The 19,987-nt window shown below is 73.1% G+C and carries 12 protein-coding genes; 5 read left to right on the top strand and 7 right to left on the bottom strand.

Annotated features, from left to right (window positions below; translation table 11 throughout):
• Nucleotides 1-17: 17 nt before the first annotated feature.
• From ACLBXO_RS04205 to ACLBXO_RS04175, 7 genes are all read right to left on the bottom strand, one after another.
• Nucleotides 18-1,124 carry a microcin C ABC transporter permease YejB gene (locus ACLBXO_RS04205; RefSeq protein ID WP_447684596.1) on the bottom strand — a complete coding sequence of 369 codons (1,107 nt, stop codon included), beginning with the start codon at nt 1,122-1,124 and terminating at the stop codon, nt 18-20.
• A 4-nt stretch (nt 1,125-1,128) separates the two neighbouring features.
• On the bottom strand, nt 1,129-2,976 hold the full coding sequence (locus tag ACLBXO_RS04200) for an extracellular solute-binding protein (RefSeq protein WP_447684595.1): 1,848 nt from the start codon (nt 2,974-2,976) through the stop codon (nt 1,129-1,131).
• Between the two features lie 14 nt (nt 2,977-2,990).
• Entirely contained in the window at nt 2,991-4,916 is a 1,926-nt protein-coding gene (locus ACLBXO_RS04195; protein ID WP_447684594.1) for an extracellular solute-binding protein, read from the bottom strand.
• A 146-nt stretch (nt 4,917-5,062) separates the two neighbouring features.
• Complete coding sequence (locus ACLBXO_RS04190; RefSeq protein WP_447684593.1) at nt 5,063-7,144, bottom strand: hypothetical protein; 2,082 nt, start codon at nt 7,142-7,144, stop codon at nt 5,063-5,065.
• A gap of 250 nt (nt 7,145-7,394) precedes the next feature.
• Nucleotides 7,395-10,214, bottom strand: a complete 2,820-nt coding sequence (locus tag ACLBXO_RS04185) for a DUF4159 domain-containing protein (protein WP_447684592.1) — start codon at nt 10,212-10,214, stop codon at nt 7,395-7,397.
• Between the two features lie 7 nt (nt 10,215-10,221).
• Nucleotides 10,222-11,133, bottom strand: coding sequence for a DUF58 domain-containing protein (locus ACLBXO_RS04180; protein WP_447684591.1), 912 nt, complete (start codon nt 11,131-11,133; stop codon nt 10,222-10,224).
• Nucleotides 11,134-11,135: 2 nt separating this feature from the next.
• Nucleotides 11,136-12,140 carry an AAA family ATPase gene (locus tag ACLBXO_RS04175; RefSeq protein ID WP_331313511.1) on the bottom strand — a complete coding sequence of 335 codons (1,005 nt, stop codon included), beginning with the start codon at nt 12,138-12,140 and terminating at the stop codon, nt 11,136-11,138.
• A gap of 336 nt (nt 12,141-12,476) precedes the next feature.
• Here ACLBXO_RS04175 and ACLBXO_RS04170 point away from each other — a divergent pair, with 336 nt between their 5' ends.
• From ACLBXO_RS04170 to ACLBXO_RS04150, 5 genes are all read left to right on the top strand, one after another.
• A complete protein-coding gene (locus ACLBXO_RS04170; protein WP_447684590.1) occupies nt 12,477-15,611 on the top strand; it encodes a rhamnan synthesis F family protein in 3,135 nt (1,044 codons plus the stop codon).
• Between the two features lie 19 nt (nt 15,612-15,630).
• Nucleotides 15,631-17,163, top strand: a complete 1,533-nt coding sequence (locus ACLBXO_RS04165; RefSeq protein WP_331313513.1) for a glycosyltransferase family 2 protein — start codon at nt 15,631-15,633, stop codon at nt 17,161-17,163.
• A gap of 138 nt (nt 17,164-17,301) precedes the next feature.
• Nucleotides 17,302-17,808 (top strand): cupin domain-containing protein, encoded by a 507-nt coding sequence (locus tag ACLBXO_RS04160; RefSeq protein ID WP_331313514.1) that lies wholly within the window; start codon nt 17,302-17,304, stop codon nt 17,806-17,808.
• Nucleotides 17,809-17,924: 116 nt separating this feature from the next.
• The gene (locus ACLBXO_RS04155) at nt 17,925-18,959 is read left to right on the top strand and encodes an acyltransferase family protein (RefSeq protein WP_447684589.1); all 1,035 of its coding nucleotides are present in this window, start codon (nt 17,925-17,927) and stop codon (nt 18,957-18,959) included.
• A 74-nt stretch (nt 18,960-19,033) separates the two neighbouring features.
• Entirely contained in the window at nt 19,034-19,987 is a 954-nt protein-coding gene (locus ACLBXO_RS04150) for a phosphatase PAP2 family protein (RefSeq protein ID WP_447684588.1), read from the top strand.

Genomic DNA, 19,987 nt, shown 5'->3' with positions numbered 1-19,987 from the left:
GGCGCCCTGGAAAATCTTCACGTCGCCCGCGCCGAGAAATCGATCCGCGGGTCGATCCAGACGTAGATCAGGTCGGACAGCAGGTTCACCGCGAGCCCGAGCAGCGAGAAGATGTAGAGCGTGGCGAATACCACCGGATAGTCGCGCCCGACGATCGCCCGGAACGACAGCTCGCCCAGGCCGTCGAGGGAGAAGATCGTCTCGATGAGCAGCGAGCCGGTGAAGAAGGCCGAGATGAAGGCACCCGGAAAGCCCGCGATCACGATCAGCATGGCGTTGCGGAACACGTGCCCGTAGAGCACGCGCCGCTCGGACAGCCCCTTCATCCGCGCGGTCAGCACGTACTGCTTGCGGATCTCGTCGAGGAACGAGTTCTTGGTCAGCAGGGTCGAGGTGGCGAAGGCGCCGATCACCAGGGCGGTCAGCGGCAGCACCATGTGCCACGCGTAGTCGGTCACTTTGTGCCAGGGCGAGAAGCCCTCCCAGCCCTCGCTGGTCAGGCCGCGCAGCGGGAACCACTGGTAGAACGAGCCGCCGGCGAACAGGATGATGAGCATCAGCCCGAACATGAAGCCCGGGATCGCGTAGCCGATGATCACCACGAAGGAGGTCGCGCGGTCGAAGCGCGTGCCGTCCGCCACGGCCTTGCGGATGCCCAGCGGGATCGAGATCGCGTAGGACAGCAGCGTCATCCACAGGCCCAGCGAGATCGAGACCGGCAGGCGCTCCTTGATCAGCTGGATGACCGTGACGTCGCGGAAGTAGCTGCGGCCGAAATCGAACCGGACGTAGTCCCAGAGCATCTTGGCGAAGCGCTCGGGCGCCGGCCTGTCGAAGCCGAACTGCTTCTCGAGCTTGGCGATGAATTCCGGGCTCAACCCCTGCGCGCCGCGGTAGCGGGAGCTGGCGTCGCCGCCGCCGCCCGACGGCCGGCTGGCGCCCCCGAGGTCGCCCGCGCCGCCGGTGACGCGGGACATGGCCCCGTCGCGCTGGCCCTGGAGCTGCGACAGCACCCGCTCCACCGGGCCGCCCGGGGCGAACTGCACGATGGTGAAGGTGATCAGCATGATCCCGAACAGCGTCGGGATCATCAGGCCGATTCGGCGCAGGATGTAGGCGAGCATGGCGTCAGTCCCGCCCGATCCGCTTGGCTTTGTCGGCGTCGAACCACCACGTCCCGGGGGCGCCGAGGTCGTATCTCGGCGGGGTCGTCGGGCGGCCGTACACGTCCCAGAGGGCGAGGCGGTGGGTCGAGGCGTACCACATCGGCACCCAGTAGCGCCCGGCCCGCAGGACCCGGTCCAGCGCCCGGCAGGCGGTGGTCAGGTCCGCCCGCGACGTCGCGTCGGCGACGGCGGTGAGCAGCGCGTCGATCGCCGGGCTCGCGATTCCCGAGAGGTTGTTCGAGCCCGCGGTCCCGGCGGAGCGGGAGCCGTAGGTCTCGCGCAGCTCCGCGCCGGGGGTGAGCCCGCTGCTGTAGCGGCGGGGCGTGACGTCGAAGTCGAAATCCTTCAGCCGCGCCTGGTACTGGGACGGGTCGACCGTGCGCAGGCTCGCCCTGATGCCGAGCAGTCCGAGGTTGCGGATGAAGGGCTGCGTGACCGCCTGGAAGACCGGATCCTCGTCGAGGAACTCGAAGGTCAGGGGCTGGCCGCCGGGCAGCAGGAGGCTGCCCCCCTGGCGGGTGCAGCCGGCCTCCCGCAGGAGCGCGTCGGCCCGCTTCAGCAGCGCCCGGTCCTGGCCGGACCCGTCGGAGACCGGCGGCACCCAGGCCTCGCCGAACACCTCGGGCGGCAGGTCCTTGAACGGCTCCAGCAGGGCGATCTCATCGGCCGAGGGCTTGCCCGTGGCCTTGAGGTCGGAATTCTCGAAGAACGAGGCCGTGCGCCGGTAGGCGCCGTACATCAGGTTGCGGTTCGACCACTCGAAATCGAAGCACAGGCCGATCGCCTCGCGCACCCGCGGGTCGCGGAACGCCGCGCGGCGGGTGTTGATCCACCAGCCCTGCGTGCCGCTCGGCCGCGCGTCGGGCACGGTCTCGCGGACGACGCGGCCCTCGGTCATCGCCGGGAAGTCGTAGCCGGTGGCCCAGACCCGGGCGGTGAACTCCTCGCGGAACGTGAAGGCACCGCTCTTGAACGCCTCGAAGGCCACGGTGCGGTCGCGGAAATACTCGAAGCGAATCGCGTCGAAGTTGTTCTGGCCGACGTTCACCGGCAGCTCGGCGGCCCAGTGATCCGGCACGCGCTCGAGGCCGATGGACCGGCCCGGATCGACGGTGCCGACCCGGTAGGGGCCGGAACCGAGGGGCGCCTCCAGGGTCGAGGCCTCGAAGTCCCGGCCGGCGTAGTAGGCCGCGGAGAAGATCGGGAGCTGCGCGACGAACAGCGGCAGGTCCCGGGCGCGGCCCGGCTCGAAGGTCACCACGAGCCGCCCGTCGCCCTCGGCCCGGGCGTCGGTCATGGGACGGATCACCTCGGCGATCTCGGGGTGGCCCTTGTCGCGCAGGAGCTTGAGGCTGAAGGCCGCGTCCCGCGCGGTCAGCGGCGAGCCGTCGTGGAACCGCGCCTGCGGGCGCAACGCGAAGGTGTAGGTCAGGCCGTCCGGGCTGACCGTGACGGCGCGCGCCACCAGCCCGTAGAGGGCGTCCGGCTCGTCGAGGGCCCGGACCATCAGGCTGTCGAAGGTCAGGGGCATGCCGGCGGCCCCGTCGCCGCGCAGCACGTAGACGTTGAGCGTGTTGAAGGTGTTGAGCGACTGGTTGCCGGTCGTCGCGGCGAGCTGCGCCGAGAAGCGCCCGCCGCGGGGCGCCATCGGGTTCACGTAGTCGAAATGCGCGAAGTCGGGGCCGTATTTCAGTTCGCCGAAGCTGGACAGGCCGTGGCGCTCCTGCGCGTCGGCCGCCCGGGCGGGGCGCCACGGCGGCAGCGCCGCGAGCGCGCCGGCCCCGAGGACCAGGCCGCGGCGGGTCGGCATCCCGGGACCGCCCGTCAATGGGGCGCCCCGGTCTTGGCGGCGAGCTTCTCGTCGTACCACCACGTCGTCGGGAAGCCCGAGCTGGCGTAGAGCGGCAGGATCGCCGGGTGGCCGAACCGGTTCCAGCGCAGCGTCCGCTGCTGGTCGGAGGACCATTGCGGGACGACGTAGTCGTGGGCGAGGAGCACCCGGTCCAGGGCCCGGGTCGCCGCGATCACGGTGTGCCGGTCCTTGGCGAAGATCACCTTCTCGATCAGGGCGTCGATGCCGGGATCCTTGATCCCGATCAGGTTGCGCGAGCCGGGCTTGTCGGCCGCGGCCGAGCCCCAGAACTCGCGCTGCTCGTTGCCCGGCGAGAGCGACTCGCCCCACGACGCCGTGGTGACGTCGAAGTCGAAGTTGCGGATGCGGTTCTGGTACTGCGCCTGGTCGATGACCCGCAGGGTGGCATCGATGCCGATCAGCTTCAGCTGCGCCGAGAACGGCAGGATGACCCGCTCGAAGGTGTTCTGGAACTCCAGGAACTCGACGGTCAGCGGCTCGCCGGTGGCCTTGCTGACCATCTTGCCGCCGCGCAGCTCGTAGCCGGCCTCGCGCAGCAGGCCGACGGCCTCGCGGAGGTTCCTGCGCACCGCCTCGGGGCCGTCGTTGACCGGGTTGGCGTAGGGGGTGGTGAAGACCGAGGCCGGGACCTTGTCCTTGACGCTCTCGAGGATCGCCTTCTCCTCGCCCTCCGGCAGGCCCGAGGAGGCCAGCTCCGAGCCGAAGAAGTAGGAGTTGATGCGCTTGTACAGGCCGTAGAACAGCGCCTTGTTCATCTCCTCGTAGTTCATCGCGAGGTTGAAGGCCCGGCGGACGCGCGGGTCCCTGAACTTGTCCCGGCGCGTGTTGAACGCGAAGGCCTGCATGATGCCCATGCCGCGCTCGGGGAACGCTTCCTTGATCAGGCGGCCCTCCTTCACGGCGGGGAAATCCTCGTAGGCGGTCGCCCAGTTCCGGGCGATGTTCTCGATCCGGAAATCGTAGAGATCGCCCTTCAGCGCCTCGACCAGCACCGTGCCATCGCGGAAGTACTCGTAGCGCTCGGTGTCGAAGTTGTAGCGCCCGGCATTCACCGGCAGGTCCTTGCCCCAGTAATCGGGCACGCGGGTGTAGGTGGTGGTGCGGCCCGCCTCGAACTTCGCGAGGCGGTAGGGGCCCGAGCCCAGCGGCGGCTCCAGGGTCGTCTCGGTGACGCTGCGCGGCTTGCCGTTGGAATCCTTGGCGGTCCACCAGTGCTTGGGCAGGACGCGCAGCTGCCCGATCACCTGCGGCAGCTCGCGGTTGCCGGTCTCCGTGAAGGTGAAGGTCACCTCGTGCGGCCCGGTCACCTCGGCCTTGGCCACCGTCTGGTAGTAGGCGGCGTAGAACGGGCTGTTGGCCTTAAGCACGTCGAAGGACCACACCACGTCCTCGGGCGTGATCGGCTTGCCGTCGTGCCAGCGGGCGTTCTCGCGCAGCCGGTACGAGACCGAGCCGAGATCGGGGGCGATCCGCACCGCCTCGGCGAGCAGGCCGTAGGAGGTGAACGGCTCGTCCGACGACTCGGTCATCAGCGGATCGTAGATCTGCTGGATGCCGTTCTCGAGGTCGCCCTTCAGGCCGGCGACGACGATGTTGAAGTTGTCGAACCCGCCCTGGGCCCCGAACCGGACCATGCCGCCCTTGGGCGCGGCCGGATCGGCGTAGTCGAAATGCTTGAAGTCGGGGCCGTATTTCGGCTGGCCCATCAGCGTGATCGCGTGGGTCCACTGGCCGTTGGCGGCCGGCAGGGTGGCCGGTGTGGTGGCCGGCGTCGACGGCATCGCGGCCGGTTCCTGCGCACGGGCCGGGGCGAGCTGGAGGCAGGCGACGAGAAGCGTCGCGGCGAGGAGGCGTCCAGTCACGGTCTGCGCTGTCACGGGCAGGCTGTCTCCGTTGCGTCGGGCCCGCGCGCGGCGCGGGCATCTCGAGAGTACCGGGGTCATAGGACGCGGGCGGCCACCCGTCGACCATGCGCCGCCGCACAGGGCCGCGCGCGCCGCGCCCGGCCCGCCGGGGGTCCGCGTCACGCCGCCCGCCCCCGGCGGCCCTCGACCAGCCACATGGCGAGCAGGGCGGCCGCCAGCGCGGCCAGCGCCGCGAGGCCGAGCGCCAGCGGGTAGACCTCGACGCCGCGGATATTGGCGCTGTCGCTCGGCCGGAAGCCGATCCAGTCGCTTCCGGCGAGGCGGCCGCCGCGCACCAGCGCGAGGCGCGGCACCTGGAGGCCGCCGGTCTCGGCGACCCGGCGGACCGAGCCGCCCGATCCGTCGGCCACGGCCTTCAGGCGCTCGGTGTCGCTGAACACGTCGGCGAGCTCGCGCGGGTTGGCCGGCCCGACGCTGACGAAGGCCACGAGGTTGCCCGACCGCAGGGTGTGCAGGCCCAGGGTCTCCGCGTCGAAGGTCGCGGTGAACAGGCCGGGCTCCTTCGGCTTGAGCGTCAGCGTCGTCACCTTGCCGGTGGGCCCCGTGACGGTGACCGGCTCGGCCTGGTCCGCCATCGTCTGGCGCTCGACCCGCACCTCGCGGCCGCGCCCGGTGGTCTGGGCGCGCAGGGCCTCCTCCTCAAGGGCCGGCTCCTTCATCAGCCAGTGGCCGAGGCGGCGCAGCAGGTCGAGATAGGGGCCGCCCTCCTGATAGCCCCGTGCCCAGAGCCAGGCGTGGTCGGACAGGAGCAGGGCGACGCGGCCCTTGTCCTCGCGCGACAGTGCGAGCAGCGGCAGGTTGTCGGCCCCCGACAGGATCGGCTGGATGCCGGCCCGGGTCCGGGCCTCGACGATGCGCAGCCAGTCGCCCCAGGCGGGCGGGTTCGCGTCCGAGCCCGGCAGGTCGCGGGTCACCGGGTGGCGCTGGCCGACTTGCGTCGGCGTCGCCTTGTAGGGCTTCTCGACGACCCGGCCGTCGGGGTCGCCCGGCAGGATGCCGGCGAGCCGCGTGCGGGCGAGGCTCGCCGGTCCGGCGAATTCGGGGCCGGCGGCGATCAGCAGGGCGCCGCCCTCGCGGACGTAGCGGACGATGTTGTCGAAATAGGCCTGCGGCAGCACGCTCTGGTTGGCGTAGCGGTCGAAGATGATCAGGTCGAAGTCCTTGATCTTCTGGACGAACAGCTCGCGCGTCGGGAAGGCGATCAGGGAGAGTTCCGAGATCGGCGTGCCGTCCTGCTTCTCCGGCGGGCGCAGGATCGTGAAGTGGACGAGGTCGACGTTGGCGTCCGACTTCAGGAGGTTGCGCCACGTGCGCTCGCCCTGGTGCGGCTCCCCGGAGACGAGCAGCACCCGGAGCTTCTCGCGGATGCCCTCGATCGGCAGGACCGCCCGGTTGTTGACCGTGGTGAGCTCGCCCGGCAGCGGCTCGACCTCGATCTCCACCACGTTCGGGCCGCCGTGCTCGATGCGCAGGTTCAGGGCGAACGGCTTGTCGGTGGCGACGTCCCGCCGGCCGATCTCCTCGCCGTCGCGTCGCACCGTGACCACAGCGTGGCCGGTCCCGCCGCGCTCCATGACCTCGGCGCGGATCGTCAGATCCTTGCCGACGATGCCGAAGCGCGGCGCCTCCAGGAGCTTGATCTGCCGGTCGCGCTCGTCCGGGTGTCCGGTGACGAGGACGTGGAGCGGGGCCTTGATCCCGAGCTGGGCCAGGGACGCGGGAATATCGTGCACCACGCCGTCGGTGAGCATCACGATCCCGGCGAGGCGCTCCGGCGGCACGTCGGCCAGCGCCTGGCTCAGGGCGGTGAACAGCTTGGTGCCGTCGTCGCCGTCCTTGGAATCCGGCACGTCGATGAAGCGGGGCTCGATATCGGTGAGCGCGCCGAACCGGCGCTGCAGCTCGGCGCGGACCGCGTCGGTCATCTGCGGCCGGTCGCCGAGCTGCTGGGACCCGGACCGGTCGACCACGATGGCGGCCACGTCCTTCACGGGCTCCCGGTCCTCCCGCACCAGCGCCGGGTTGGTGAGCGCCGCCAGGACCAGGGCGAGGACGAGGACGCGCAGCAGCGCGGTCCGGCCCCGGGCCAGGACGGCGAACACCGCCAGGACGGCGACGATCCCGCCGAGGACGGCGATGGCCGGCCAGGGCAGGAGGGGGGTGAAGCTGAGGCTCAGCATGACGGTCCGGCCTCGAGCATCTGGTTTGTCGAAGCGCTGTCCTTTTCCCGGGCGCATGGAGCGTCAGCGGAATGTGACCCGGGATCCGGCACGAGACGTCGCGAAGCGTCCGGATGGCTCATACCGTGCCGCTGCGCGGCGCTCCTCGCGCTGGGGCCCGGATCACCTTCCACGGCGCTCCAGCCGTCCGGGAAAGGGCCGCGCGTCATGACCGCGGGCGGAGTGGCGCTGCGTTGTCTGTCCAACACCATCACTGCCCCAGCCGCTCCAGCAGCGCGGGCACGTGGACCTGGTCTGCCTTGTAGTTGCCGGTCAGCGTGTACATCACGATGTTCACGCCGCCCCGGAACGCCATCTCGCGCTGGCGCTGGTCGCCGCCCACGACCGGGTAGAGCGGCTCGCCCCGGCGCCCCACCGCCCAGGCGGCGGCGAGGTCGTTGCCCGTGATGATGATCGGGCTCACGCCGTCGCCGGCGCGGGCCGGGCGGCGCTCGGCGCCCTCGGCGGCGGGCGGCAGCGCCTCCACCCAGGTCTGGCCGGTGGCGTAGCGGCCCGGGAAGCTGTCCACGAGGTAGAAGGCCTTGGTCAGCACGTGGTCGAGGGGCACCGGCTCCAGTTCCGGCACCTCGAGCGTCGCCAGCATCTTCCGGAGATAGGCCCCTTCCGGGGTGGGCGGCCCGCCCGGCCGGGCGGTCAGCGCGTCGCGCGTGTCGAACAGGACCGTGCCGCCGTTGCGCATGAACGCGTCGATCTTGCGGATCGCGACGTCCGAGGGCTGCGGCCGGTTCGGGGCGATCGGCCAGTAGATCAGCGGGTAGAAGGCCAGCTCGTCCTTCGCCGGATCGATCCCGGCCGGCTCGCCCGGCTCCAGGGCGGTGCGCGCGGCCAGCATCTGGGTCAGGCCGGTGAGGCCGGTGCGGCTCGCCTCGTCGACGGCGGCGTCGCCCGTGATCACGTAGGCGAGGCGCGTGACCAGCGCCGATTCGATGCCGTTCGGCCGGTTGGCCGGCGGCTCCTCCGCGCGGACCGGGCGCGCCGGCAGGGCGGCGAGCAGGACGAGGCCGGCGAGGGCCAGCACGGCCGGGCGGCCGCGCAGGCGGGCCGCCAGACCGCCGCGGCGCAGGAAGCCGCCGAGCCACAGGCCCGCCAGGGTGTCGAGGGCCAGCAGCAGCAGCGCCAGGGTGAACAGGCTCGGCCGCAGGTCCAGGGTCTCGGCGCCGGCGAGCGACCCGAACCGGGCGCCCTCGAGCGCGGCGGTGTCGAGGGGCTTCAGCCGGTCATCCGGTTTCAGGGCGTTCACGCTGATGCCTCCGTCCGGCGGGCCGTAGAAGCCCGGCGGATGTTCGAGGTTCGCCCGGTCGGCGTAGTCGGCCGCCACCGCGGTGGCCGAGGCCGGCGGCGAGCCGAGCGCCCCGAACCCGTCCAGCGTCACCCGCGGCGCGAGCACCGGCGCGGCGGCCCGCGCGGCGTCGCCCTGGACGGGCGCCGCGGCGCCGGCCAGCGCCACGACACGCCGGAGCATGTCGATGAACAGGCCGGAGAGCGGCAGGTTCGACCACGTCGTGTCGGCGGTGACGTGGAACAGCACGATCGTGCCCTGGCCGCGCTTCTGCGCGGTGACGATCGGCGTGCCGTCCTGGAGCGAGGCCCAGGTGCGGTTCGGCAGGTCGCCGTCGGGCTCCGCCAGGATCTGGCGGCGCACGCCGATATCGGCCGGCGGCGTCAGGCCCGCGAAGGGGCTCTCGGGCGGGAAGGGCGCCAGGGTCTTGGGGCTGTCCCAGGAGAGCGTGCCGCCGAGGGTCCGGCCGCCCCGCCGCAGCCGCACCGGCACCAGCGGATCGTTGCCGGCGGCGAGCCGCGGGCCGGCGAAGCGCAGCAGCATCCCGCCGTCCTTCACGAAGCTCTCGATCCGCGCGGTGGTCTTCTCGTCGAGGGCGCCGACATCGGCCAGCACGAGGACCGAGACCTGGTTGTCGAGGAGCTGGTTGATCGAGTCCGCCGTGCCCTTGGCGCCCCGCGGCTCCTGCACGTCCGCGAAGGGCTGGAGCGCCCGCGACAGGTAGTAGGTCGGCGCCAGGAGCGGCTGCGCCTGGTCGAGGGTGCCGCCGAAGACGAGCCCGACCCGGCGGCGCTTGCCGCGCTCGTCCTGCAGCACCACGGCGCCGGCCGAGCGCTCGCCCGCGATCTCCAGCCGGCTGATGCTGTTGCGCAGCTCCACCGGCATCTCGAAGGTCGCGTCCGCCTCGGTGGCGTCGGCCGCGAAGGCGAAGTCGCGCTCGGCGAGCGGCAGGCCCTTCTGGTCGAGCGCCCGGATCACGCCCGCGTCGCGCCCGTTCGGCGCCGCCCGCAGGGCGTGCGTCACGAGCTTGCCGGCGTTCTCGGTGGCGGTCAGGGCGAGGGCCGGCGGCCTGTCGGCCCGCAGCACCGTGAGGGCCGCGCCCCTGTCGCCCGCGAGGTCGGCCAGCCCCTTGGCGAAGCGCGTGTCGCCCGCGCCGGCGACGCCGTCGCTGATCCAGACGAGGCCGGCGCCCCGGTTCTTGTCGAGGAAGGTCTCGATCGTCGCGAGATGCGCGTCGCGGGCGGGGAGGATCGGCCGCGGCGCGAGGGCGCGCAGGCGCTCCAGGGCGGCGGCCGGGGTCTTCGCCTCGAAGGCCGCGGGGGCGTCGGCGAGGCCGATCACCGCGACGGGCCGTCCGTCCCGGGCGGCGCCCTCCACGGCGTCGGTGGCGACGCGCAGGCGGTCCCGCCAGTCGTGGGCGGCGGCGAAGCCGTTGTCGAGGAGCACGAGGAGCGCGCTGCGGCCGCCCCCGGCCCCGACGCCCCCGGCATTCCAGACCGGGCCCGCCACCGCGAGGATCAGGGCGGCGGCGATCAGCAGCCGCAGGATCAGCAGCCAAGGCGGCGTCCGGGCCGGGGTCTGCCGCTGCGGGATCAGGTCGGCGACGAGCTTCAGCGGCGGGAAGTTGATCCGCCGCGGGCGCGGCGGGGTCACCCGCAGCAGGAACCACAGGGCCGGCAGGCCGATCAGGGCGGCGAGCGCCAGCGGGGCGGCGAAGGTCAGACCCAGCATGGCGGCCTCACTCCGTGCCGCGGGCGGCGATCAGCGTGGCGAGCCGCAGGGCCGCCTCGCTCGCCGGCCGGTCCGTGCGGTGGATCGTCAGCGTCCAGCCCTGGCCGCGGGCGATGGCGGCGAGCGCCGCCCGGTGCTCGGCGATCCGGGCGCGGTAGCGCGCGCCCCAGGCGTCGGCATCGCCGATGTCGAGGCTGAGGCCGCCCTCGAGATCGTGCAGGACGGCCTGACCGGTGAAGGGAAAGGTCTCCTCGATCGGGTCCACCACCATGAGGAGATGGCCGCGGCTGCCGCGGCCGGCGAGGCTCTGCACCGACGCGGCGATCCGGTCGGGCTCGGTGAGGAAGTCGCCGATCAGCACCACCTCGTCGAAGCGGGCGGGGTGCGCCTGCGGCGGCAGGTCCTGGGTGAGGCCGGCCGTGTCGGCCACGAGCGCCTGGGCCAGGCGCTCGACGATCCCGCGGGAGGCGCTCGCGCGGGTCAGGCCGAGCAGGCCCACCCGCTCGCCGCCCTCCACGAAGGCGTCGGCCAGGGCGAGGCCCAGGATCAGCGCGCGCTCGATCTTCGGCGCTGAAGCCAAATCCGAAGCAAAGCCCATCGAGGCCGAGCGGTCGATCCACAGCCAGATGTTGTGGGCGGCCTCCCATTCGCGCTCGCGGACGTAGAGCCGGTCGTCCCGGGCCGAGCGGCGCCAGTCGACGCGGGCCGCGGCCTCGCCGGTCACGAAAGGGCGGAACTGCCAGAAGCTCTCGCCGGGCCCCGCGCGGCGGCGGCCGTGGAGGCCGTGGGCCAGCAGGCTCGACACGCGGCGCGCCTCCAGGACGAGGCGGGGCATCTTGTCGGAGAGGGCGGTCGCGCCCTCGCTCTCGCGCCGGCCGGGGGTGCGCCTGCCCGCGTCGAGGGCGTTCGTCGCGACCAAAGTCAGAGCTTCTCCGCGAGCTTGGCGATCAGGCCCTCGATGGTCTCGCCGTCGGCGCGGGCGGTGTAGCTCAGCGCCATCCGGTGCTTGAGCACCGGCTCGGCGAGCGCCTTCACGTCGGCGACCGAGGGGGCGACCCGGCCCTCGATCAGCGCCCGGGCGCGGGCGGCCAGCGTCAGTGCCTGGCTGGCGCGGGGGCCGGGACCCCAGAGGAGCTTGTCCTTCACGATCGCGTCGCCGCTGTCCGGCCGGGCGGCGCGGACGAGGTCGAGGATCGCCTCGACCACGGCCTCGCCGACGGGCAGCCGGCGCACGAGGCGCTGGGCGGTGAGCAGCTGCTCGGTCGACATGACCGCCCGCGGCCGCGTCTCGTCGACGCCGGTGGTCTCGATCAGGATCCGCCGCTCGGCGGCGCGGTCGGGGTAGCCGACGTCGATCTCCAGGAGGAAGCGGTCGAGCTGCGCCTCGGGCAGCGGGTAGGTGCCCTCCTGCTCGATGGGGTTCTGGGTGGCGAGCACGTGGAACGGGCGCGGCAGGTCGTGGCGGGCGCCCGCCACCGAGACGTGGCCCTCCTGCATGGCCTGCAGCAGCGCCGACTGCGTGCGCGGGCTCGCCCGGTTGATCTCGTCGGCCATCAGGAGCTGCGTGAAGACCGGCCCCTGCACGAACCGGAAGGCCCGGCGGCGCTCGGCGTCCTCCTCCAGGATCTCGGTGCCGAGGATGTCGGAGGGCATCAGGTCCGGCGTGAACTGCACGCGCCGCGCGTCGAGGCCGAGCACCGTGCCGAGCGTCTCGACCAGCTTGGTCTTGGCGAGGCCCGGCAGGCCGACCAGCAGGCCGTGGCCGCCGGCCAGGATGGTCACGAGTGCGAGATCGACGACCTTCTCCTGGCCGAAGATCACCCCGTGGATCGCCTCCCGCGCCGCGCCGACGTCGGCGAGGCAGCTCTCCGCCGTCGCCACGATGCCGTCGTCCAGGGCGGTGGCCGGGCTGATCCCCTGCGTCATGCCGATATCCATCTCCTGCCCGGGCCCCGCGGGACCCGCCGGCCAATCCCGCGAGTGTGGGGCTTCAGGTGCCGGGCTGGCAAGGTCGGGATCGCCGCACGCCCGTTCGGGGCCGCGTTCGCGACGTCCGGCGTCCGCGCCGAGCCCCGAGCCGCCCGCGATGGGTCGGACGCCGATCCCGCCCCGCTCTTGGCGTCGGCGACCCGGACCTTTAGGAAGGCGCCCAAGCCGGGGCGATCCTCACCCGCGACCGCCGGACCGGCCGAACCCTCTGATGTCTCTCGCGGATCGCGGCGTGGGCAGCTTTGCGGGCTTCCCGCGTATCCGGACCTGACCATGCGCCTTCGTGATGTGTTCGCCGTCGGATCGTCGGAGAAGGCCGGCCTCGCCGGCGCGGCGCAGTCCCTCGCGCGCCCGCTGACCCGGCGCCTCAGGGGCCGCCGCCGCGGTGAGCTCCGCCAGGCGGACCTCGTCCGCGCCGTCAGGGAATCCGGCCTGTTCGATCCGGCCTGGTACGCGAGGCGCTACCCCGACGTGGTCGGCGAGGGGATCGATCCGGCGGTGCACTACGCGGTCCATGGCGGGCGCGAGGGGCGCTGGCCGCACCCGCTGTTCCACGGCGATCTCTACCTCGATTCCGTCCCGGGCCTCCGGGCCGAGGGCACCAACCCGCTGCTCCACTACCTTGACCGCGGCGCCGCGGCCGGCATCCGCCCCAACCCGCTGTTCGACCCGGACTGGTACGCCACGCGCTACCTCGGCGGCGCCGAGCACCGCGCCCGGGCCTTCGCCGACTTCCTGGCGCGGGGCGACACCGACCCGTCGCCGCTGTTCGACACCGCTTGGTACCTGTCCCGCTACCCGGACGCCCGCGCGGCCGGCGGCAACGCCCTCAGCCACTTCTTCGAGACCGGCCGGAAGCAGGGCTACCTGCGCAACCCCGAGGAGTTCGCCGGCCTGTCGCGTCACGTCGACCTGATCCGCCGGTCGGGCCTGTTCGACGCCGCCTTCTACCGGGAGCGCTGCCCCGAGGCCGAGACCAGCGGGCTCGAGCCCCTGGAGCACTACGTGATGGCCGGCGGCTACCGCCGCTACGCGCCCCACCCGCTCTTCGATCCCGACTGGTACGCGGCCCAGTCCGCCGCGGTGCGGGCCGACAGCCTCAACCCGCTGGTCCATTACCTCGAGCACGGCGCCGCCGAGGGCCTCGACCCGGGGCCCTGGTTCGACACGCGCTGGTACACCGAGACCTACTTGCGCGACGACGCGGCCGGGCAGAATCCGCTGGCGCATTTCCTCGCCGACGGCGGCCGCACGACGAGCCCGTCGCCGCGCTTCGACGCGCCCTGGTACCGAGCCCGCTACCCGAAGGTCGCCGCGCTCGGCCTCAACCCGCTGATCGACTACGTCACCACCGGCCTGGAAGCGGGCCGCCTGACCCGCCGCGTCCCCGGGGCCGCGGTGCCGGAAGCCTCCGACGCGCGCCTGTCCTGCCTGAAGCGCGAACCCCGCCGGTACGGCCGCACGGCCCTGTTCATCACCCACTGCCCCGAGGGGCGGATCCGCGGCCACGTCGAGCCGTATTTGCGGGCCTTCGCGGAGAACGGGACCGACCTCGTCCTGATCATCGCCGCCGACCAGCACAAGAACGCCGTGCCGCAGGCGATCCTGGATCTCTGCGCCTCGGTCTACCTGCGCGAGAACAGCGGCTTCGACTTCGCCGCCTGGGCGCATGTCCTCCTGGAGGACACCGACCTCCTCGATTCCGAGACGCTCTACCTCGCCAACGACAGCCTCGTCGGGCCCCTCGACCGCGACGACTTCGCCGGCCTGCTCGCGAAGATCGACGCCTTCCCGGAGGCTGTGATCGGGCTCGCCGACAACTTCTACTACAGCCACCACCTCCAGAGCTTCTTCCTCGCCCTGAAGCGGCGCTGCCTGTCCTCCTACGCGTTCAGCCACTTCCTCCTGTCGGTGGCGAACTGGCCGGACAAGAACGCGGTCATCACCGAGTACGAGCTGACCTTCTCGCAGCGGATGCGGGCGGCCGGGCTCGGGATGCGCAGCCTGTTCTCGGCCCAGAACAAGCACATGTCGCTGGTCAACGACCCGCGCAACAACCGCACCCTGTTCGACTGGGAGAACATGCTCAGCCAGGGCTTCCCGTTCGTGAAGCGCTCGCTGCTGGGCGAGCACGCCGCGATCGGCGGGGCGGCGGTGCGGGAGGCGATCGCCGAGCGCGGCTTCGACCTCGACCGGCTCGACGTGACCTACACGTATCCGGGTGCCAGGATCTGGGCGGACCTGCGCCGGCCCCGGGCGCCGGAGCGGCCGCTGCGCGTCGCCTACGTCTCGCCGATGAACTACGCCAACGGCCTCGGCGTCGCGGCCCGGAGCTACGCCCGCGCCCTGCATCGGACCCCCTTCGCACTGAACGTCCACCCGATGGAGCGGCCGTTCCACGTCCATGCCCGGGTGGCGCCCGCGTGGCAGGCCCGGACCTTCTCGGGCCCCGCCGACGTCGCGCTGGTGCACTTCAACGGCGACAGCTGGCACTCGCTGATGAGCGACCGGCGGCGGGCGATCGCCGCCAAGGCGCGGCTGAAGATCGGGCTGTTCGTCTGGGAGACCTCCCACGTACCCGGCGGCTGGCTGCCGACCGTCGACGGCCTCGACGCGATCTGGGCGCCCACGGAGTTCTGCGCGGCGATCTTCCGGCAGATCACCGACATCCCGGTCGACGTCGTGCCCTACGTGGTCGAGAACGAGGCCGGCGAGCCGGTGAGCGCCGCCGCCAAGGCGAACCTGCGCAAGGCCTTCGCGATCGACCCGTCCAGGCGGGTGATCCTCTACGCCTTCGACGGCTCGAGCTACCTCGCCCGCAAGAACCCGCACGCGCTGATCCGGGCCTTCCGGGCGGCCGGTCTCGGGCAGGCCGGCTGGCAGCTCGTGCTCAAGACCAAGCACGTCTTCGACCTGCCCGAGGAGGGCAAGAAGCTCCTCGACCTCGTCGGCACGTCCGGCGACGTGGTGGTGATCGACCAGCCGCTCTCCCAGAACGAGCTCGGCGCGCTGTTCGATCTCTGCGCGGTCTACGCCTCGTCGCACTCCTCGGAAGGGTTCGGCCTGACGATCGCCGAGGCGATGGAGATGGGCAAGGTCGTGGTCGCCACCGATTACGGCGGCTGCCGCGACTTCCTCGACGCCACCTGCGGCTTCCCCGTGAAGGCGGAGGTCACGGCCCTCGACCGGACCTACGGCCCGTACCTGCGCGGCGCCGAGTGGGGCCAGGTGGACGAGGCCGACCTGACCCGGGCCCTCAACGAGGCGGCCCGGGCGGTGACCGGCGGCGACGCGGCCCGGATCGGCGCCGCCGCCCGGGCGCGCATCCGCGAGCGGCTGTCCATCGGCGCGGTGGCGCGCGCCATGGAGGCGAGCCTGACCCGCCTCCTGGCCGCCGAACGGTCCTGAATCCCCGGAGACGCGACCCGTGTTGAAGAAGAAGCCGGTCCCGGCCCCGTCGACCTCGTGGGGCACGCTCCCGTGGCCCGACGCGATCCTGCCGCTGCCCCTCGACGCGCAGCTCCGCCCCCTCGACGAGCGCCGGCTCGGCCAGGTCGCGGCCGGCCAGTTCCCCGCCTGCCGGGCGATCTTTGTCGCCCCCGCGGCCTCCGAGCTGTGCCCCGACCTCGCGGCGCACCTGACGCGCGCGCTCGCGGAGCGGCCCGATATCGGCATCTTCTACGGCGACGACGCCGTGGTGGACGGTGCCGGCCAGGTCCGCAGCGTCCACTGCAAGCCGGCCTTCAACCCGGCGCTCCTCATGGCCGACGACTATATCGGCTTCCCGCTGCTGATCCGCGTCCCGGCCCTGGCCGGCCTGAGCCCCGATTTCGGCGCGCGCCACGGCAGCGCCGCGTGGTTCCGCTTCCTGCTCGGCGCGATCTCGGCGGGGATCGGCATCGACCGGATCCCCCAGACCCTGATCGCCTCGCCGCTGGAGCGCCCGAAGGCGACCCGCACGGCGCGCGCCCACGCCCTCGACCGGTGGTTCGAGACCTCCGGCATGTCCCTGCGCGCCGCCCCCGGCCTGACCCCGGACACGCTGGAGATCCGCCGGAGCTTCGACGCGCGGCCGGCCGTGACCCTGGTCGTGCCGACCAACCAGAGCCGCCCGAAGGACGATCAGGGCCGCGCCGTCGCGGGCGCCAAGCCCCACGTGATCAACCTGCTCGACAGTCTCGGCCGCAGCACCTACCCGGCCGACCGGATCCGCGTGCTGATCGGCGACGACGTGGCCGACGACGCGATCTACCGCGGCCGCTCCGACCGCTTCACCGTGACCCGCCTGCTGACGACCCGGGCTCCGGGCGAGCGGTTCAACTACGCGGCCAAGATGAACACGCTCTGGCGCGCGGCCGAGACCGAGCTCGTCATCCTGATGAACGACGACCTCGTCGTGCGCCGGCCCGGCTGGATCGAGGCGCTCCTGACCTTCGCGCTGGACCGCGGCGTCGGCGGCGCCGGCGGCCGGCTGCTGTTCCCCACGGGCAAGATCCAGCACGCCGGCATGACCGGCGGCATCTTCGACGTGTTCGCCCACCCCTGGTACAACCGGGACGCGGCCGAGCCGACCTACGGCGACTGGGCGCTGACGCAGCGCGACTGCTCGGCGGTGACCGGGGCGCTCTTCGCCACCCGCAAGGCGGTGCTGGAGGCGGTGAACGGCTTCGACGAGGGCTTCGCCCTGGACTTCAACGACGTCGACCTGTGCCTGAAGATGCGGCAGCTCGGCTACCGCATCGTCTACACGCCCTTCGCCGAGATGGCGCACCACGAGAGCGCCTCGCGGCAGACCAGCTTCGCGCCGGGCTCGCAGATCGCCCGCTTCCTGCGCCGCTGGGGCGACGTCATCGCGGAGGATCCGGCCTACAGCCCGCAGCTGCGCATCGACACCGACGTGGTCGCCCCCCGGGCCGACGCGACGCGCTGGATCGCGGAGCGCCGGGCGGCCGCCGCCTGAGCGGCCCCGGATCCGCCGCGCCCGGGTTAAGCTAAACCCGCGAAGTTGGGCGCGGCGGGCTGGAACGGGACGGCCCGGGCCTCTACCCCTCGAGGGGAAGCGCGGACCGATTCGTCCGCGCCGGGGCGGGAGCCGACCGTGAAGACGCTGCCCGCCGCCGCCCTCGCCCTGCTCGCCGGCCTCGCCCTGGTGGGCCTCGCGGCGGAGATCCGGCTGCACGAGCGCGACCGCCCCGTCGCCAGCACGGCGGTCCGCTCCGGCGGCGCCGCCTTCGTCCCGGCGCCGATCCCGGCGGAGTGGGTCGTCTCCGGCGACCCCGTCACCGAGGTCGCGGGGGTCTCGCAGACCCATGACGGCAGCGCGCAGGTCTACCTGTGGCGCACCACGGCCAGCACGTTCCGCTGGACCCACCACGCCGACGAGATCATCACCATCCTCGACGGCGAGGTCTTCGTCACCGACGCGGACGGCCGCCGCCACCACCTGACGCCGGGCGACGTGGCGCATTTCCCGGTCGGGTCCGTCCAGCTCTGGGAAGTGCCCCGGACGCTGCTGAAATCGGCGATCCTCAAGCACCGCAGCCCGACCCTGGTCGAGGCGTCCCTGCGCTGGCTCCGCCGGGCGCGGGCGCTCGTCGCCGGCTGAGGCGCGGGCGCTCCCGACGCGCGAGACGCCGTCCCGGCGGGTCCCGCAACCGGGGGACACGGCTTGCTAAGGCCCGGCACGGCATGATCGGATCCCCGATGCCGCGAACCGACCCGATGGCCCGACCCCGCGACCTGCAGCTCGACGCCGCGCGGGGCCTCGCCGTGCTGCTGGTCCTCTCCGGCCACCTGCTGCAGCCCGTCTTCTACGGCCCGTCGGGGCCCGAGCCGGGGCCGGCCCTCGCGGTCTGGCGGGTGATCTACGCCTTCCACATGCCGTTCTTCTTCCTGCTCTGCGGGATGGTCGACCGGATCAAGGGGGAGGCGGGTCTCGCCGCCGCCTGCCGCTCCGCGCTGAAGCTCGCGGCGGTGGCGCTGGCGTTCGGCACCCTCGCGCAGATCCCGCCGATCCTCGACGGCAGTCTCGCGCCGGGGCCGGCGCTGCTCGATACGCTGCGCGGTCGTGACACGAGTCTGGGCGTGCTCTGGTTCCTGGTCGCCCTGGGGCTGGTGCGGGTGGTCGAGGCCGCGGCGCGCGCGGCGGCCTTCCCGGGCGGCTACGGGATCGTCCTGGGCGGCGCCCTGGCCGTGTCGTGGACCTGCAGCGCGCGGGCGTTCCCGTACTGGCAGGTCCACGCGCTCGTGGGCGCCCTGCCGTTCTACGTCGCGGGCCTGAGGCTCGGGCGGCGGGCGTTCGACGTGTCGGCGCTGCTCGGCGCCTGCGGCCTCGCGGTGCTCCTGCTCTGCGCCCCGCGGAACTTCGTCCACGTCGCGACCGGGCAGTACGGCGACCCGGCGCTGTTCGCCGTGACGGCCGCGGCGGGCTCGGTGTTCGCGCTCGCGATCGTCGGCCGGCTGCGCGGCCCGCCGCGCGCCGCGGCCGGCCTGCTGGGGCGGGCGAGCTTCGAGCTCTACATCGTCAGCGGCGTCTTCATCCTCCTGGCGCCGCACTGGCCCGCCTGGGACCGGTGGGACCGCCTGGTGCTGCTCGCCGCCCTCGGCCTGCCCCTGCACCTGATCGCGGCCCGCGGGCTGCGCGGGCCGATCCGGGCGGTCCGCGCGGCCGCCGGCGGCGCGGTCGACGGTTTGGTCGACGGGCTCGCCGGCCGCCGGCGTCGCGCGCGGCCGGGCCTGTCCGGGGCGGATCCTTAAGACTTGTGCGGGACGATCCTCCGGCATTCCGGCCGCAAGACCTTCGATGACAGCGCCACACGCGAGGGCCACCGATGTTCGCTGAGCGCCCGCGCGGCGGCGTCGGCGCGTGGCCCCTGATCGCCGCCACGCTGGTCGCCACGATCGTCTGGATGGCGGTCGCCGGGCTGCACTTCGCCTGGGACAGCGCCCTCGTCACCGTCGGGGCCTGCGGCGGGCTCGAGGCCCTGGCGCAGGTCTACCGCACGCGACGCCCCGAGCCGCGCATCGCCGCCACGCTCGGCGCGCTGGCGCAGGTCATCGCCTTCAGCGCCTGCGCGGCGGCGCTGTCCTACACGGTCGCGAGCACCGGCGGCCCCCTCTGGGATTCGACCTTCGACGCCTGGGACCGGCGGCTCGGCCTGGACTGGCGCGCCTACCTCGCCTTCGTGGACGGCCATCCGCGGCTCGGGCTGGCGCTCTCGCTGGCCTACCGGAGCCTGATCCTGCAGACCATGCTGGCGGTCATCCTGCTGGGCTTCAGCGGCCGGCTGCGGGCGCTGCGGGACTTCGTCCTGGCCTTCGCCCTCGCCGGCACGGTCACGGTCCTGGTCTCGGCGCTGACGCCGGCGCTGGCGAACTTCGTGTTCCTGGGCCTGTCCCCGGCGGACTTCCCCAACCTGCACCCGGCCGCGTCCTACGTCCACGTCGCGGACCTGACCGGCCTGCGCGACGGCACGCTCCGGACGATCTCCCTCGACCACGTCGAGGGCATCATCACGTTCCCGAGCTTCCACGCGGCGCTGGGGGCCCTCTACATCTGGGCCTTCTGGCACCTGCGCGCGGCCCGGATCCCGGCGCTGATCGTCAACGCCCTGCTCATCGCCGCCACGCCGATCGACGGCGGCCACTACTTCGTCGACGTGATCGCCGGGCTGGTCATCGCGGCCCTGGCGATCTGCGCCGCGCGGGCGCTCGGGCGGCGGCGGGCCGCGGACGCGCTCCGCCCCGGAGCGCCAGAGGGCGGACCCGCGCCGGGACGGGCCTGA

The sequence above is a fragment of the Methylobacterium sp. C33D genome, from assembly GCF_053345825.1.
Note: the sequence above shows the minus strand (reverse complement) of the source record. Positions and strands in the feature narration are given on the sequence as shown.

What these genes read in the sequence shown, in the direction of transcription:
- ACLBXO_RS04205 (WP_447684596.1), bottom strand. Translation starts at nt 1,124, where the DNA reads ATGCTCGCCTACATCCTGCGCCGAATCGGCCTGATGATCCCGACGCTG.
- ACLBXO_RS04200 (WP_447684595.1), bottom strand. Translation starts at nt 2,976, where the DNA reads ATGCCGACCCGCCGCGGCCTGGTCCTCGGGGCCGGCGCGCTCGCGGCG.
- ACLBXO_RS04190 (WP_447684593.1), bottom strand. Translation starts at nt 7,144, where the DNA reads ATGCTGAGCCTCAGCTTCACCCCCCTCCTGCCCTGGCCGGCCATCGCC.
- ACLBXO_RS04185 (WP_447684592.1), bottom strand. Translation starts at nt 10,214, where the DNA reads ATGCTGGGTCTGACCTTCGCCGCCCCGCTGGCGCTCGCCGCCCTGATC.
- ACLBXO_RS04175 (WP_331313511.1), bottom strand. Translation starts at nt 12,140, where the DNA reads ATGACGCAGGGGATCAGCCCGGCCACCGCCCTGGACGACGGCATCGTG.
- ACLBXO_RS04170 (WP_447684590.1), top strand. Translation starts at nt 12,477, where the DNA reads ATGCGCCTTCGTGATGTGTTCGCCGTCGGATCGTCGGAGAAGGCCGGC.
- ACLBXO_RS04155 (WP_447684589.1), top strand. Translation starts at nt 17,925, where the DNA reads ATGGCCCGACCCCGCGACCTGCAGCTCGACGCCGCGCGGGGCCTCGCC.
- ACLBXO_RS04150 (WP_447684588.1), top strand. Translation starts at nt 19,034, where the DNA reads ATGTTCGCTGAGCGCCCGCGCGGCGGCGTCGGCGCGTGGCCCCTGATC.